Origin of the sequence: Actinomadura sp. NPDC023710 (genome assembly GCF_040639875.1) — a bacterium.
Classification (GTDB): Bacteria; Actinomycetota; Actinomycetes; order Streptosporangiales; family Streptosporangiaceae; genus Spirillospora; species Spirillospora citrea.
In genome coordinates this window covers 35,112-49,270 of record NZ_JBFAGB010000027.1, presented here as the reverse complement: position 1 = coordinate 49,270, position 14,159 = coordinate 35,112, and the positions used below count along the sequence as shown (strand labels likewise).

Sequence of the window (14,159 nt, the reverse complement as noted above, 5' to 3'; positions counted from 1 at the left end):
CGCCGCGGCGACCGTCGTCTGCTCCGTCGTCGTCTTCTCCGTCACGGGGCCCCCGCCGCACCGCGACGCTTCTGCAGCGTCACGGTGACCCGGTCGTCGGAGCCCACCCGGGCGTCGACCTCGCCCGCCAAGGACGACAGCACCGTCCAGGCGAACGTGTCGCGGCTCGGCTCCTCACCGTCCATCGTCAGGACCGACACGGAGATGCGCATCGCCTCCCCGGTCAGCTCGAACTCGCACGTCAGGTCGGTGCCGGGCACCGCCTGAGCGAGCAGCATCGCGCACGCCTCGTCAACGGCTATGCGCAGGTCTTCTATCTCGTCCAGCGTGAAGTCCAACCTGGCCGCCAAGCCCGCGGTCGCGGTCCGCAGCACGGACAGGTAGGCGCTCGCGGCAGGCAGCTTCACCGTGACCACGTCACGGACGGACAACTTCGTACTGGCCGGCATTGCAGCGGTTTCCTTGGTCACGTCACTCCCTCGCAGGATGGTCCCGCTGCCTTCGAAACTACCGCCTACGAGCCGTGCATCGAGACTTCGGCGCGCTGTGTTTATTTGCGTTGCGTTGGGTTGGGGCGCCTGGGGCGCCCCAACCCAACGCAACGCGTGCGATCGCTGGCATCGCTTCGACTCGCCTTGCGGCTCGCTGCGCGATCAGTTTCTTGCTTCGCTCGAAACTGCCTTCGGACGCGATCGCGACAGTGGCCCCCGGTCCGGGGTGCTGTGGTGGCGGGTGATGTGTGCGGAGCGGGGGGTGTCGGTGGGGTGGGGATGTGGGGGTCTAGTGCGGGTTGTGGGGGGTTGTTGTGGCGCTGCGTCTCGCCTTGCGGCTCGCTTCGCGGTTGGCTCTCGCTTCGCTCGTGCCGTGGGTGGGGTTGTGGGGGGTGCTGGGGCGCTTCGGCTCGCCTTGCGGCTCGCTTCGCGGGTGGCTCTTGCTTCGCTCGTGCCGTGGGTGGGGTTGGTGCGGGTTGTGGGGGGTGCTGGGGCGCTGCGTCTCGCCTTGCGGCTCGCTTCGCGGTTGGCCCTTGCTTCGCTCGTGCCGTGGGTGGAGATGGTGCGGGGTGTGAGGGGGTGTGGCGCTTCGGCTCGGCTGGGGCCTGCTGTGCGGGTCAGGGTTTTGCTGGGAGTAGGGCGCCCTGGTGCGTTATTACCTCGGCGGCCAGGGTGGTGGCGGTTTCGGCTGCTTGTTCGGGGGGTGCGCCGGTCAGGCGGGTGGCCAGGTAGGCGCCGTTGAAGGCGTCGCCTGCGGCTGTGGTGTCGATCACTTGCACGTGGGGGACGGCGGGGATCTGGATGGTCGTCGTTGGGTCGGCGATCACGCAGCCTTGGGCGCCCTGTTTGACGGCGATCTCGGTCACTCCGGCGCTTCTCAGGCGTCTGATCGTGTCGGCCGGGGTCCTGTCGCCGAAGACGGCCTGGTCGTCGGCGAGGGTGGGGAGGGCTATGTCCGTCCTGGCCAGGACGGTGGACATGGCTTCGGCCGCGGCCGTGGGGGAGGGCCAGCCGGCTGGGCGGTAGTTGGTGTCGAAGGCCACCCGGCCGCCGCGGCGGCGGGTCTCGTCCAGGACGGTGAGGAGCCTCGCGCGGGCGGGGGCGTCCAGGATCGACAGGGTGATGCCGGAGAGGTAGACGAGGTCGTGGCCGGCGATCGCGTCGTCGATCTCTGGGGAGTGGGCCGGGCCGAACAGGCCGCGGGCCGCCGACTGGGATCGGTAGTAGTGGAACGTCCGCTCGCCGGCCTCGTCGGTGCGGATGAGGTAGAGGCCGGCCTGACCGCCGGGGACGGTGCGGGTGTGGTCGGAGCCCACGCCGTGAGCGGTCCAGGATTCGCGCATCAGTGTGCTGTAGGGGTCGTCGCCGATGAGGGTGACGAACTGGACGTCGGCCGTGCCAGGGGCGGCGGTGCGGGCCAGGTACGCGGCGACGTTGAAGGTGTCGCCGGCGTAGCCGACGGCCAGGCGGTCGGGGGCGAGATGGCTCAGTTCGATCATGCATTCGCCGATCAGGGCGATCCGGTTCCGCATGGCGGGCACGATACATCTAGACAACAAGTGATCTGATGACTAAGACTTCGGGTGTCGCGCTCATCGAGAAGGGACGCCCATGCACGCCGATCCGCTGCGAGGTTACGACGAGGACGGGTACGCGATCTTCCGGAACGTGCTGGATCCGGAGCTCGTGGCCGAGGCGGACGCGCACGTCCGCTGGTTGGAGGCCCGTCATCCCGACCGGACCGGCGAGGAGCTCTCCACCGAGCTGGTCGCCAAGGATCCCTTCTGGGTGCGGCTGGTCTCCGATGAGCGGCTTCTCGACGTCGCCGAGCGGTTCATCGGGCCTGACATCGCCCTTTTCGCGTCCGCCTACATCTCCAAGCCGCCCTTCACCGGCAAGGCTGTGCTGTGGCACCAGGATGGGGCGTTCTGGCCGCTCGAACCGATGCGCGTGGTGACGCTGTGGCTCGCCATCGACCGGTCGACGCCGGCGAACGGGTGTCTCCGGGTCATTCCCGGGAGCCACAAGGAGGTCCTGCACGAGGTGCGGGAGCGGGAGGACGCGGAGGCCGTCTTCGGGGTGGAGAGCGCCGTGGGCGTGGACGAGTCGCGCGCCGTGGACCTCGTCCTCGAACCCGGCGACGTCGAGGTCCACCACCCGAACATCATGCACGGCAGCAACGCCAACGAGTCGCCCCACCGGCGGTGCGGGCTGACCATCCGGTACATCCCGACCTCGACGCGGATCACCGAGGAGCCGCTGCCGTTCCCGTCCGCGCTGCTGCTGCGCGGCGACCCGGGCGTGAACGAGTACCAGCCGCGGCCCCGGTACGCGGCGGGGGAGCACTTCGCGTTCGGCGGCGCGGAGAACTGGAGCTGATGCGGCGGCATCGGCCGTCCCGCAACTGGGGCGCCCGGATCCACGAGATCACCTGGGCCGGGGTCGAGGCCGTGGTCCTGGAGAACGAGCTGCTCCGGGTCACCGTCCTGGTGGGCAAGGGCGGTGACGTCGCCGAGTTCTGCTACAAGCCGCGCGACATGGACTTCGTGTGGCTGTCGCCCGATGGGTTGCGTGATCCCCGTGATGTGGCGGGGGGCGCGGGCGACGATGTCGCGCTGTTCCTCGACGGTTACGAGGGTGGCTGGCAGGAGGTCCTGCCCAACGGGGGCGGGCCCAGCACTTATCGGGGGGCGGCGTTCGCGCAGCACGGGGAGGTGGCCGGGCTGCCGTGGGATTCCGAGATCGTGGCCGACGAGGCCCGGGAGGTCGCCGTCCGGCTCACCGTCCGGGGGCGGCGCATGCCGCTGCGGGTGGCCAAGACGCTCCGGCTGAGGGCGGGGGAGGCCGAGCTCGTCATCGAGGAAGAGCTGGTCAACGAGTCCGGGGTGGCGCTGGAGGCGATGTGGGGGCATCACATCGTATTCGGGGCGCCCTTCCTGCGGCCCGGGCACCGGATCAGGCTGGGCGCGGGTGCCCGGGTGGTCCCGCACGAGACGGCGATCGGCCCCGGTGGACGGCGGGTGAGGGGCGGCGGGCCGCATGCCTGGCCCCGTGTCCCGGCCGACGGGGGCGGGGTCGTTGATCTTGATGTCGTGCCCGGCGCCGGGGTGCCCAGTGAGATCGTCTACCTCACCGGGCTGGAGGAGGGGCGTTACGAGGTCGTCGATCCGGCCGGGTTCGGGATGCGGGTGCGCTGGGACGTGGACGTCCTGCCGCATCTGTGGCTGTGGCAGGAGTTCGGGGCGACCACCGGGCATCCGTGGTGGGGGCGCGCGTACGTGATGGGCTTGGAGCCGTTCGCCGGATATCCGACGGACGGGCTGGCCGCCGCCGTCGCGAACGGCACCGCGCTGACGTTGGAACCGCACGCGCGGCGGAGCCTGTGGCTGCGAGCGGCGGTCATCGAGGAGGGCACGTGAGGGAGTTCGAGGGCAAGGTCGCCGTCGTGACCGGGGGGTCGCTGGGGATCGGCCGGGCCGTGGTGGAGCGGCTCGCGCGTGACGGCGCCGCCGTGGTGTTCTGCGGGATCGGCGAGGACGAGGTCCGGCGGGCGGAGGACGAACTGCGGGGTGCGGGACTGGAGGTCGCCGGCGCCGTCGCCGACGTGACCGACGCCGCGCGGATGGACGGGCTGGTCGGGGAGGCCGTGTCCCGGCACGGCGGCCTGGACGTGCTGGTGACGTGCGCGGGAGTGCAGCGGTACGGGACGGTCGAGGAGACGTCCGAGGAGCTGTGGGACGAGGTGCTCGGCGTCAACGTCAAGGGCGTGTTCCTCGCCTGCCGCGCCGCCGTGCCCGAACTGCGGCGCCGGGGCGGCGGGACGATCGTCACGGTGTCGTCGGTGCAGGCGTTCGTGTCGCAGGACCGGGTGGCCGCCTACAGCGCCAGCAAGGCCGCGATCAACGCGCTGACGCGGGCGGTGGCGCTGGATCATGCGGCGGACGGCATCCGCGCGAACGTGGTGTGCCCGGGGTCGGTCGACACGCCCATGCTGCGCTGGGCCGCCGACCTGTTCCGCGGGACGACGGGGCAGGACGCGCAGGTCGCCGAGTGGGGGCGTGCGCACCCGCTCGGGAGGGTCGCGGCGGCCGCGGAGGTCGCCGAGGTCGTGGCGTTCCTCGCCGGGCCCCGCTCGTCGTTCGTGACCGGAGCCGAGCACCGGGTGGACGGCGGCCTGCTGGCCCGCAATCCGGCGGCACTTCCGGAAATCTCCTGAAAGATCTAGACACCAAGTCATTTGATGACTCAAAATGTGGGGCGCACGAGCAGCGTGTGATCGTGACCTCGCGGAGGTTTCCATGCAGGCGTCCGTCCCTCCCTCCTCCTTCTCTTCCGATCGGCCCTCACCCGTTCGCGGGGGTCGGCGCCGCCGCGCCGGTGTTCTCGCTTCCGTCCTGCTGCTCGTGGCCGCGCCCGCCGTGCCGGCGGGCGCCGACACCCACGGCCACGGCCCCGGCAAGGGGAAGGGCAAGGGCCACGGCCGCGCGGCCGCCGGGCCCACGTGCTCCGGGCACGCTGCGCCGACCTTCGGCACGGCCTCGCAGAACGCCGCTCTCAACGGTAAGTTCACGTCCTACGGCAACAGCAACACGCTTCTGGACGACTGGACCGGCGCTGACACCACGTACTCGCTGAAGCTCTCGGACGGGCGCATCGTCTACGCCTACTCCGACACCTTCCTCGGCAAGGTCAACGCGGACGGGTCGCGGCCGGTCGTCGTCGAGGAGGGCGGGACGACGCCGTTCATCAACAACTCGTTCGTCGTCCAGGGCACGGGCGGCGGGCTCACCACCGTGCACGGCGGGACGGCCGCCGCCCCCAAGGCGGTCATGCCGCCCGCGCAGCCGGCCCACTGGTACTGGGCGGGCGACCTCACCCAGAGCGGGTCGGAGGTGCAGCAGCTCTACCGCGAGTACTACGACCCCGACCCGGACAACGGCACCGGGTGGGACATGAAGTTCAAGGACAACGTCCTCGCCCGGTTCTCCAGCGGGAACCTGGCCGCGCCGACCGTCCAGGCGATGCCCTCGGCGTCGGGCGTTCAGTGGGGGTCGGCGCTGCTCAGGGACGGCGGCTACACCTACGTCTACGGCACCGAGGACTACACCGACCCCCAGACGCAGGTGAACACCAAGTACCTGCGCGTCGCGCGGGTCAGCGGCACGGACCTGCGCGGCGCCTGGCAGTACCGCACGGCGAGCGGCTGGTCGGCCGCGGAGACGGACTCGGTGCGGCTGATGAGCGGGGTGTCGAACGAGTTCAGCGTCACCAAGCGCGGCTCGCACTACGTCATGGTCAACCAGGACGCGAACATCGCGTTCGGCGGCGAGATCGACGTCCTGCTGTCGTGCTCGGCGGCCGGGCCGTTCAGCGGCGAGCAGACCGTCTACCAGACGCCCGAGACCGGGCCCCTCGGTTCCTACGGCGACCCGGACATCTTCACCTACAACGCCCACCAGCACGCGGCGCTCTCGTCCAGCGGCAGCCTGGTGATCTCCTACAACGTCAACAGCCTGGACACGACCGACGGCCCGGCGAACGACAACTACCGCGACGTCGGGATCTACCGGGCGCGCTACATCAACCTGCCGGTCACCGGCTAGCCCCAGGCCGCGGCACCGTCGTCCCGTCCACGGCGGTACCGCTTCCCGCGCCCCCGGGTGACCTCCCGCCCGGGGGCGCGTCCCGTCCGTCCATCCGGAGGTGCCGACCATGCCCCTTGACGCCGAACTCGCCGCCGCGCTCGACGGCATGCCCTACGTCGGGCTCGCGGACCCCGGCCGGGCCCGCGCGGCCATGAACGACCTGGTCCGCGCCCTCGCCCGGCCCGTGGGCGACGAGAGGGTGGTCGTCGAGGACCGGACCCTTCCCGGGTCGGTGCCCGTGCGGATCTACCGGCCGCGCGTGACGCCGGCGCCCGTGCTCGTGTACTTCCACGGCGGCGGATTCGTGACCGGTGGGCTGGAGAACGAGCACGAGCGCTGCCTGGAATTCGCCGGTGAGGACGGGATCGCGGTCGTCTCGGTCGACTACCGGCTCGCGCCCGAGCACCCCTTTCCGGCCGGGTTCGACGACTGCCATGCCGCGACCGTGTGGGCCTGGGAGCACGCGGGCGAGTTCGGTGGCGACCCGGAACGGGTCGCGGTCGGGGGCGGAAGCGCCGGCGGCGCGCTGGCCGCCGCCGTGGCGCTGCGGGCGCGGGACGAGGGCGGGCCGCCGCTGGTGTTCCAGATGCTCCTCTACCCCGTCCTGGACGACCGGATGGCCACCCCGTCGATGCGGACGTTCACCGAGCCGCCGCTGTTCAACAGCGGCGACGTGCGGCACATGTGGCGCCACTACCTCGGCGGGCGGACGGACGTCCCCGCCTACGCCGCGCCCGCGCGGGCCGAGGACCTGGGCGGCCTGCCGCGCGCCTACGTGCTCGTCCCCGAGCACGACCCGCTGCGGGACGAGGGGCTCGCCTACGCGCACCGGCTGATCGTCTCCGGGGTTCCCACGGAGCTGCACCACGTGCCGGGCGCCTGCCACGGATTCGACGGCATCATGTCGGCGCGGCTGGGGCGGCTCGCGTTCGAGGAGGAGCGCGCCGTACTGCGGCGATGTCTCTCCGGGAGGGTGGACACGCCAATCGCTAAGTGATTAGATGACTTTACTTCTTTGGGAACGAGGTGGCGATGTCACAGGATGTGGCCCGGCCGAGCCTGGCGGACGCCCTCACGGAGCGCATGCTGGACCTGATCAGGGCCGGCGGCCTGCAGGCCGGCGACCGGCTGCCGTCCGCGCGGGAGCTGTCCCAGCGCTTCGCGGTGACGACGCCGACGCTGCGGGAGGCGCTGCGCCGCCTGGAGGCGACCGGCGCGATCCAGCTCCGGCACGGCTCGGGCATCTATGTGGGCGCCGACCTCGAACGCGTGGTCATCCCCAACCCCAACGTCCGGGAGCTGGAGGCCGACCGGCTGCTCCAGCTGCTGGACGCGCGGCTGCTCATCGAGCCGCCGCTGGCCGGACGGGCGGCGCGGCGGTCGCGGCCCGCCGACATCGAGCTGCTCCGGGCCCTCCTCGACCAGGCGGGCGCGGACCTCGGCTCGGACGCGCAGGAGGCGGAGACCCGCCTGCACAAGGCGAACATGGCCTTCCACCGGGAGGTCGCCGGCGTCGCGGGCAATTCCGTACTCTGCGAGGTCATCGACTCCCTGCTGTCGGTGCACGCCTCCGAGCAGCGCGCGATACAGCGGATCTTCGACGACCGCGTCCGCGACTTCGACGAGCACACCGCGATCCTCGCCGCCATCGAGGCCGGCGCGGAGCGGGACGCCGAGTCCCTCATGCGGTCCCACCTCGCCGACGTCAAACACGTGATCGAGCAGCGGCTCGCCTGAGCGGGCCGTCCCCCCGCCGCCGGCGCCAGCGCCGCGCGGCCGGTTCACCCTTCTCCGATTCCATCCTTCGACCACCCCGATCGGGCATCGCCGCCCGATGAAGGAGGCTCACCATGGTGCCGTCCAAGCGACTCCAGGTGACCGCGCTCACCGTGGGCGCGCTGCTGCTCGCCGCCGGCTGCGGGTCCGGCGACTCGGGCGGGAGCAAGTCCGAACTCAAGCTCTACAACGACAAGGGCGCATGGAAGCCCTTCTTCGAGCAGATGGGCGCGCTCGGCAAGCAGCAGACCGGCCTGGACATGACGCCGGTCGGCTACACCGACGAACCGACCTACACGGCGTTCATCAAGACCTCGTTCCGCACGAACGTCAAGCCCGACCTGTTCACCTGGACGACCGGCGGGCGCCTGGAAGAGATCGTCAAGCAGAACCAGGTCGCCGAGACCACGAAGATCTGGCAGGACGCCATCGCCGGCGGCGACCTCACCGAGGACCTGAAGAAGTACTACACCGTCGGCGGCAAGCAGTACTGCGTCCCGCTGAACACCGCCTACTGGGGCATGTTCTACAACAAGAAGATCTTCGACAAGTACGACCTGAAGCCGCCCACGACGTGGGCGGAACTGGAGAAGACGGCGCAGACGCTGAAGTCGAAGGGCCAGGTGCCCTTCAACCAGACCACCCCGACGTCGCTGTTCTCCTTCGCCTGGTTCGAGCAGATCCTCGCCGGCACCGACCCCGACCTGTACGAGCGGCTGTCGAAGGGCCAGGCGTCCTACACCGACCCCGGCGTCGTGAAGGCGATGGAGCGCTGGAAGTCGATGATCGACGCCGGGTGGTTCAGCAAGCCGGGCGACAAGGCCGACCCCGCCGACCACTTCAAGTCCGGCGACGCGGCCATGGTCATCAACGGCACCTGGTTCAACACGAGCATGACCCAGCGCGGCCTCAAGCAGGGCGAGGACTACGGGTTCTTCTTCGTCCCGAACGTGGACCCGGCGCTGCCGAAGCGGTCGCTGGTGTTCGAGAGCGGCCCGCTGTGCTCGCTGCGCAAGGCCCCCGACGCGGCCGCCAGCACCAAGTACCTCAAGTGGTGGGTCACGCCCGCCGCGCAGGAGAAGTGGGCGAACGCGCGCGGCGACGTGTCCGGCAACCCGAAGGTCAAGGTCGCCGACCCCGAGCTGGACAAGGTCACCAAGGAGGCCGCGTCGGGCGGCAACCGCCTCGTCCTGCGCTACTTCGAGGCGGCGCCCGCGCCCGTGCTCACCGAGGCCCTGAGCGGCTTCGACAAGTTCCTCAACAAGCCGGAGACCTACATGGACGTGCTCAAGAGCATCCAGAAGGTCAACGAGACCTACTGGAAGTCGCACTGATCCATGGGCACGCACAAGGCCACCGCCGACCGTCCCAAGCTGACGGTGGTGCCCCCCGCGGGCGGCGGGCGCCGCAGGGGGGCCGGCGCCCGACCCGGCAAGGGGTTCGCGCTGCACGGCCGGTTCCGGCACGTCTACATATCGCCGGCCGTGCTGTTCGTCGCCGTCCTGCTCTACCTGCCGTTCCTGTGGACGGCGTACCTGAGCCTCACCAGCTACGACGGGCTCGCCTCACCCGAGTTCACCGGCCTGGACAACTACCGGCGGCTCCTTGAGGACGACGCGCTCGTCACCTCGATCCGCAACACGCTCCTGTGGGTCGTCGGCACCGTCGTCCTGCCGGTGGGGCTCGGCCTGCTCGTCGCCGTCCTGTCCTATGACCTCAAGCGCGGCGCGTGGTTCCGGCTGCCGTTCCTGCTCCCGTACGCCATGTCGGGCGCCGGCCTCGGCGTGATCTGGGGCTTCATCCTCCAGCCGGACGGGATGGCGAACCAGATCCTGACCGTGTTCGGGATGCCGGGCGGCGACACCGCGTTCCTGCAGGACGGCCCCCGCAACACCGTCGCCATGATCGTGGTGTGGACGTGGCAGCAGCTCGGCGTCAACATGCTGCTGTTCGTCGTCGGCCTCCAGTCGATCCCGAAGGGGCCGATCGAGGCCGCCCGCATCGACGGCGCGTCCGGATGGGCGATGTTCCGGCACGTCATCTGGCCGCTGATGCGCCCGATCACCACCGTGGTGTTCGGGCTCGCGCTCGTCGCCGGCCTGAAGAACTTCGACATCGTGTGGGTGATGACGCAGGGCGGGCCCGGACGCTCCTCCGAGACCCTCGCCGTGACCATGTACCGGGACGTGTTCGTCGCCAACGAGTACGGCTACGGGTCGGCGGTCGCGGTGCTGCTCACCACCATCACGGGCCTGGCCTCGTACGTGTACCTGCGCCGCCAGGTGAGCAGGGAGGAGATGCCGCGATGACCGGAGCGAGACTGATCCACGTGCGCCGCGCCGTACTGGCGGTGCTGGGCCTGGTGTGGCTCTTCCCCACCTACCTGATCGTCGCGAACGCGCTGCGCCCCGCCGGCGACTACGACCCGTCGGACGCGGTGAAGCCGCCGTCCTCCATCGGCCTGTTCGACAACATCGCGCAGGCATGGGACCGGACCGCCGTCGGCGACACGCTGCTCAGCACCCTGCTGTACAGCGTCGTCTCGCCCGCGCTGGCCGTCCTGATGGGCGCGCTCGCCGGGTACGCGATCGTGGTCCTGCGGCTCAGGCACGGCTTCGCCTGGTTCGTGGTCATCTTCGCCGGGACGATCGTGCCGTTCCAGATGCTGCTGGTGCCGCTGTTCGTCGGCTACAGCAAGGTGACGCTGTACGACGACCACCTCGGGCTGATCATCATCTACTCGGCGATCAACGTGCCGCTGGCCGCACTGGTGATGCGCAACTTCTTCGGCAACGTCGCCGTGTCGATCTTCGAGGCGGCGCGGCTGGACGGCGCGTCCACCTTCCGGATCTTCTGGCGGATCTACCTGCCGCTGTCGGCCGCGGCCCTCGCCGCGGTGTTCATCCTGGAGTTCACTTTCGTCTGGAACGACCTGCTGTTCGGCCTGACGCTCTCCCAGTCGCCGACCGTCCGGCCCGTGTGGGCCGAGCTGTCCGCGCTGACCACCGACGTCTACGCCGGGACGCCGGTACCGATCGCGCTCGCCGCCGGCCTGGTGGTCTCCCTGCCGACCGTCGCGATCTTCCTCGCCACCCAGCGCCTGTTCACCCGCGGCCTCACCCTCGCCCAGTTCTAGAAGCTCCCCGAAGAGAGATTGACGCATAACGATGACGAGTCGCCTGCTGCAGGCGAGCCTCGGCTCGCCCGACTATGACGGGATCCGCGACGCGCTGCGCCAGGACACCTCGACCGAGGTGCTCGCCGTGCGCGGGCTGTCGGTGCGCGCCGCCGTGCTGCCGCTGTTCCAGCGGGACGAGGGCGGCGCGCTCCTCCAGGCCGTCCGGCTGACGCTGTCCGGTGAGGGCCCGGTGGAGGTGGCCCTCAAGGACGGCGACGCCGAGGTCGCCGCCGCGGCGGCGGCGGGCGGGACGGTCACGCTGCTCGTCCCGGAGGTGGACGCCCCCCGCCGCCTCACCCTGGAGGTGCGCGACTCCGGCGGGCTCGTCGGGGCCGCGCCGCTCGACGTCACCCCGCAGCGCAAGTGGAACGTCTTCGTCGTCCACCACTCGCACCTCGACATCGGCTACACCGACACGCAGGGCACCGTGCTGCGGCACCACCTCGACTACCTCGACGCGGCGCTGCGGCTGGCGCGGGAGACCGACGGGCGGCCCGACGACGCGCGGTTCCGCTGGTCGGTCGAGTCGTCCATGCCCGCGCTGCGGTGGCTCGCGACCCGCCCCGACGACCAGGTCGCCGAGTTCGCCGCGCGGGCCCGCGCGGGCGACATCGAGGTCACCGCGTTCCCGATGCAGCTGCACACCGAGGCGTGCTCGACCGAGGAGCTGTACCGGCAGCTCCGCTTCGTCGAGCAGCTGCGCCGCGAGCACGGCATCGAGGTCCGGTCGGCGATGCACACCGACATCCCGGGCGCCGTCGTCGGGACGGTGGACGCCCTCAACGCGGCCGGCGTCCGCTACCTCGCCGCCGCGCACAACTGGGCCGGGCGCTCCGTCCCGTACATCACGGGCGGCGACCGGCTCGCCCGCCCGTTCCGGTGGCGCTCGCCGGGCGGCGGCGAGCTGATCGTCTGGTTCACCGACACCCCGCACGGCATGGCCTACATGGAGGGCAACACCGTCGGGCTCGTCGACGGCTACGATCTCGCCGAGGACCTGCTGCCCCGCTACCTCGGCTCCCTCGCCGACCGGCCCTACCCCTACGGGCCCGGGACGTTCGGCTGGTACGCCGCGCCCGGCCAGGTCGGCGCCGCCAAGGACCCCGACTTCCTGGACGCCGTCCACCTGCGCGTCCAGGGCGCGCACGCCGACAACGCCGGACCGTCGATCGTCCCCGCCGACATCGCCCACCGCTGGAACGAGACCTGGGCGTACCCGCGGCTGCGGATGGCGACCAACGCCGACTTCTTCGCCTACGTCGAGGAGCACCACGGCGACCGGCTCCAGACCCACGAGGGCGACTGGACGGACTGGTGGGCCGACGGCCTCGGCTCCGGCGCCCGGCCGCTCGGGTACGTCCGGCGGGCGCAGAACGTCCTGCGGGCCGCCGAGACGCTGCACGCGCTCGCCGACGAGCGCAGCGGCGAGCGCACCGGCGCGTCCGAGGCGATCGACGAGGCCTACGACCGGGCCGCGCTGTTCGACGAGCACACCTGGGGTGCCGCCAACCCGTGGGAGGACGCCGAGGAGGGCGGCGACTCCGGCGGCCTGCAGTGGACCCGCAAGTCCCAGGTCGGCTACCAGGCCCACGACGACGCCCTCGACCTGCTCCAGGCCGGCGCGCGGCGCATCGGCGCGACGTTCGGGGCCGCGCCGGACGCGCTCGCCTCGTTCCTCGTCGTCAACCCCGGCACGGCCGCCCGCACCGACGTGGCCCGCGCGTTCCTGCCCCGCGACGTCGTCGCCGTCGACGTCCCCGTCGCCCTGGTGGACGCCCGCACCGGCGAACCCGTCCCGCACCGCGAGGAGGAGGTCGACCCGGACGAGTGGCCCACCCGTCCCATCGGCCGCCACCTGGAGGCGGTGGTACCGGACGTCCCGGGCCACGGGCACGTCCGCGTGGACGTCGTCCCGGCCGCGACGGGCGCGCCGGAGCCGGTCGACCTCGGCTTCGAGGGCACGATCGAGAACGAGTTCTACCGGGTCGTCTACGACCTCAGGGAAGGGCACATCGGCTCGGTCTTCGACAAGACCGCCGGCCGCGAGCTGGTGAACGCCGACTCCGTCGCGGGCTTCGGGCAGTACGTCTACGACCGGTACGCGACCGCGCCGCACTTCAACCACATGTCCGGGCACATGCTCGTGCACGACAAGACGATGCTCGGCGACCGGGCCGTCGCCACCCACGCGACGGTCACCGAGTGCAGCCGCACCCCCGCGGGGGAGCGGCTCGTCGTCGAGCTGCACGGCAAGGGCGTCGACTGGCTGCGCACGACGATCGACCTGTACGCGGGCGTGCCGCGCGTGGACGTCCGCTACCAGCTCGGCAAGCAGCCCACCGCGGCCAAGGAGGCGGTCTTCTTCGCGTTCCCGTTCGCCGTGGACGGCCCGCCCGACGCCTGGGAGCTGACCGGCGGCGTCGGCGGCACCGGCGTCCCGAGCGTCCCGGGATCGGCTGAGCACATGCGCCCGATCCGCCACTGGGTCGCCTTCGAGGACGCCGAGCTGACCGTCGCGTGGGCGACGCTGGAGGCGCCGCTCGTCCAGTTCGGCTCCATCCACATGCCCTACGCGCCGTTCCCGCCCACGCTCGACATCGAGGACGGCACCGTCTACTCGTGGGCGCTGAACAACATCTGGGACACCAACTTCCCGTCCCAGCAGCAGGGCGAGACCACCTTCCGGTACGCGTTCGCGTCCGGCGCGGCGGGCTCGGGCCGCCGGCTCGGCGCCCGCACGGCCGCCGGGATCACCGACCCGTTCGTCGCCACCCTCGCCACCGGCGACATGCCCGCCGCGGAATCGGGGACCTTCCTGCGCGTGGACGACCCGGACGTGCTCGTCACCTCCGTCGGGCGCGCCCGCGACGGGGACGGGCTGGCCGTCCGGCTCCAGTCGCTCGCCGCGGGCCCGGTGGAGACGGGCCTGCACGTGCCGGGGGCCACCGGCGCCCTGCTGAGCGGCGGTCTGGAGCGTGACCCGGCGGAACTGCCCGTCCGGGACGGCACCATGACGGTGCGTCTGCCCGCCTGCGGCGTCGCCACCGTCACGGTTCGGCGTTGAGTACG

General features: G+C 71.4%; 12 protein-coding genes. 10 read left to right on the top strand and 2 right to left on the bottom strand.

Going from position 1 to position 14,159, the window contains the following annotated elements:
* Nucleotides 1–41: 41 nt before the first annotated feature.
* Both AB0H37_RS28370 and AB0H37_RS28365 read right to left on the bottom strand, forming a co-directional pair.
* On the bottom strand, nucleotides 42–470 hold the full coding sequence (locus tag AB0H37_RS28370; RefSeq protein WP_179833140.1) for an anti-sigma factor: 429 nt from the start codon (nucleotides 468–470) through the stop codon (nucleotides 42–44).
* Between the two features lie 638 nt (nucleotides 471–1,108).
* Complete coding sequence (locus AB0H37_RS28365; RefSeq protein WP_360616329.1) at nucleotides 1,109–2,023, bottom strand: sugar kinase; 915 nt, start codon at nucleotides 2,021–2,023, stop codon at nucleotides 1,109–1,111.
* Between the two features lie 79 nt (nucleotides 2,024–2,102).
* On the opposite strand from AB0H37_RS28365, the gene AB0H37_RS28360 reads away from it, so the two are divergent.
* The 10 genes from AB0H37_RS28360 to AB0H37_RS28315 all read left to right on the top strand — a co-directional run bounded on the left by AB0H37_RS28360 (nucleotide 2,103) and on the right by AB0H37_RS28315 (nucleotide 14,154).
* Entirely contained in the window at nucleotides 2,103–2,870 is a 768-nt protein-coding gene (locus tag AB0H37_RS28360) for a phytanoyl-CoA dioxygenase family protein (RefSeq protein ID WP_329094341.1), read from the top strand.
* Entirely contained in the window at nucleotides 2,870–3,910 is a 1,041-nt protein-coding gene (locus tag AB0H37_RS28355) for a DUF4432 family protein (protein ID WP_360616328.1), read from the top strand. Before AB0H37_RS28360 ends, AB0H37_RS28355 begins: the two co-directional genes overlap by 1 nt.
* Nucleotides 3,907–4,707, top strand: coding sequence for an SDR family oxidoreductase (locus AB0H37_RS28350; protein WP_360616327.1), 801 nt, complete (start codon nucleotides 3,907–3,909; stop codon nucleotides 4,705–4,707). Before AB0H37_RS28355 ends, AB0H37_RS28350 begins: the two co-directional genes overlap by 4 nt.
* A gap of 187 nt (nucleotides 4,708–4,894) precedes the next feature.
* Nucleotides 4,895–6,094, top strand: a complete 1,200-nt coding sequence (locus AB0H37_RS28345; protein WP_360616326.1) for a DUF4185 domain-containing protein — start codon at nucleotides 4,895–4,897, stop codon at nucleotides 6,092–6,094.
* A gap of 109 nt (nucleotides 6,095–6,203) precedes the next feature.
* Nucleotides 6,204–7,133, top strand: a complete 930-nt coding sequence (locus AB0H37_RS28340; RefSeq protein ID WP_360616325.1) for an alpha/beta hydrolase — start codon at nucleotides 6,204–6,206, stop codon at nucleotides 7,131–7,133.
* Nucleotides 7,134–7,168: 35 nt separating this feature from the next.
* Nucleotides 7,169–7,873 carry an FCD domain-containing protein gene (locus tag AB0H37_RS28335; RefSeq protein ID WP_179833146.1) on the top strand — a complete coding sequence of 235 codons (705 nt, stop codon included), beginning with the start codon at nucleotides 7,169–7,171 and terminating at the stop codon, nucleotides 7,871–7,873.
* Between the two features lie 113 nt (nucleotides 7,874–7,986).
* Nucleotides 7,987–9,246, top strand: a complete 1,260-nt coding sequence (locus tag AB0H37_RS28330; RefSeq protein WP_179833147.1) for an extracellular solute-binding protein — start codon at nucleotides 7,987–7,989, stop codon at nucleotides 9,244–9,246.
* 3 nt (nucleotides 9,247–9,249) lie between these two features.
* Nucleotides 9,250–10,221, top strand: a complete 972-nt coding sequence (locus AB0H37_RS28325; protein ID WP_329094336.1) for a sugar ABC transporter permease — start codon at nucleotides 9,250–9,252, stop codon at nucleotides 10,219–10,221.
* Entirely contained in the window at nucleotides 10,218–11,048 is an 831-nt protein-coding gene (locus AB0H37_RS28320) for a carbohydrate ABC transporter permease (RefSeq protein WP_179833149.1), read from the top strand. Before AB0H37_RS28325 ends, AB0H37_RS28320 begins: the two co-directional genes overlap by 4 nt.
* A 31-nt stretch (nucleotides 11,049–11,079) precedes the next feature.
* Complete coding sequence (locus tag AB0H37_RS28315; RefSeq protein WP_360616324.1) at nucleotides 11,080–14,154, top strand: glycoside hydrolase family 38 C-terminal domain-containing protein; 3,075 nt, start codon at nucleotides 11,080–11,082, stop codon at nucleotides 14,152–14,154.
* Nucleotides 14,155–14,159 lie beyond the last annotated feature (5 nt).

Coding starts and splice junctions, on each gene's coding strand:
- AB0H37_RS28330 (WP_179833147.1), top strand. CDS start 7,987: ATGGTGCCGTCCAAGCGACTCCAGGTGACCGCGCTCACCGTGGGCGCG.
- AB0H37_RS28335 (WP_179833146.1), top strand. CDS start 7,169: ATGTCACAGGATGTGGCCCGGCCGAGCCTGGCGGACGCCCTCACGGAG.
- AB0H37_RS28355 (WP_360616328.1), top strand. CDS start 2,870: ATGCGGCGGCATCGGCCGTCCCGCAACTGGGGCGCCCGGATCCACGAG.
- AB0H37_RS28365 (WP_360616329.1), bottom strand. CDS start 2,023: ATGCGGAACCGGATCGCCCTGATCGGCGAATGCATGATCGAACTGAGC.
- AB0H37_RS28360 (WP_329094341.1), top strand. CDS start 2,103: ATGCACGCCGATCCGCTGCGAGGTTACGACGAGGACGGGTACGCGATC.
- AB0H37_RS28320 (WP_179833149.1), top strand. CDS start 10,218: ATGACCGGAGCGAGACTGATCCACGTGCGCCGCGCCGTACTGGCGGTG.
- AB0H37_RS28325 (WP_329094336.1), top strand. CDS start 9,250: ATGGGCACGCACAAGGCCACCGCCGACCGTCCCAAGCTGACGGTGGTG.
- AB0H37_RS28340 (WP_360616325.1), top strand. CDS start 6,204: ATGCCCCTTGACGCCGAACTCGCCGCCGCGCTCGACGGCATGCCCTAC.
- AB0H37_RS28315 (WP_360616324.1), top strand. CDS start 11,080: ATGACGAGTCGCCTGCTGCAGGCGAGCCTCGGCTCGCCCGACTATGAC.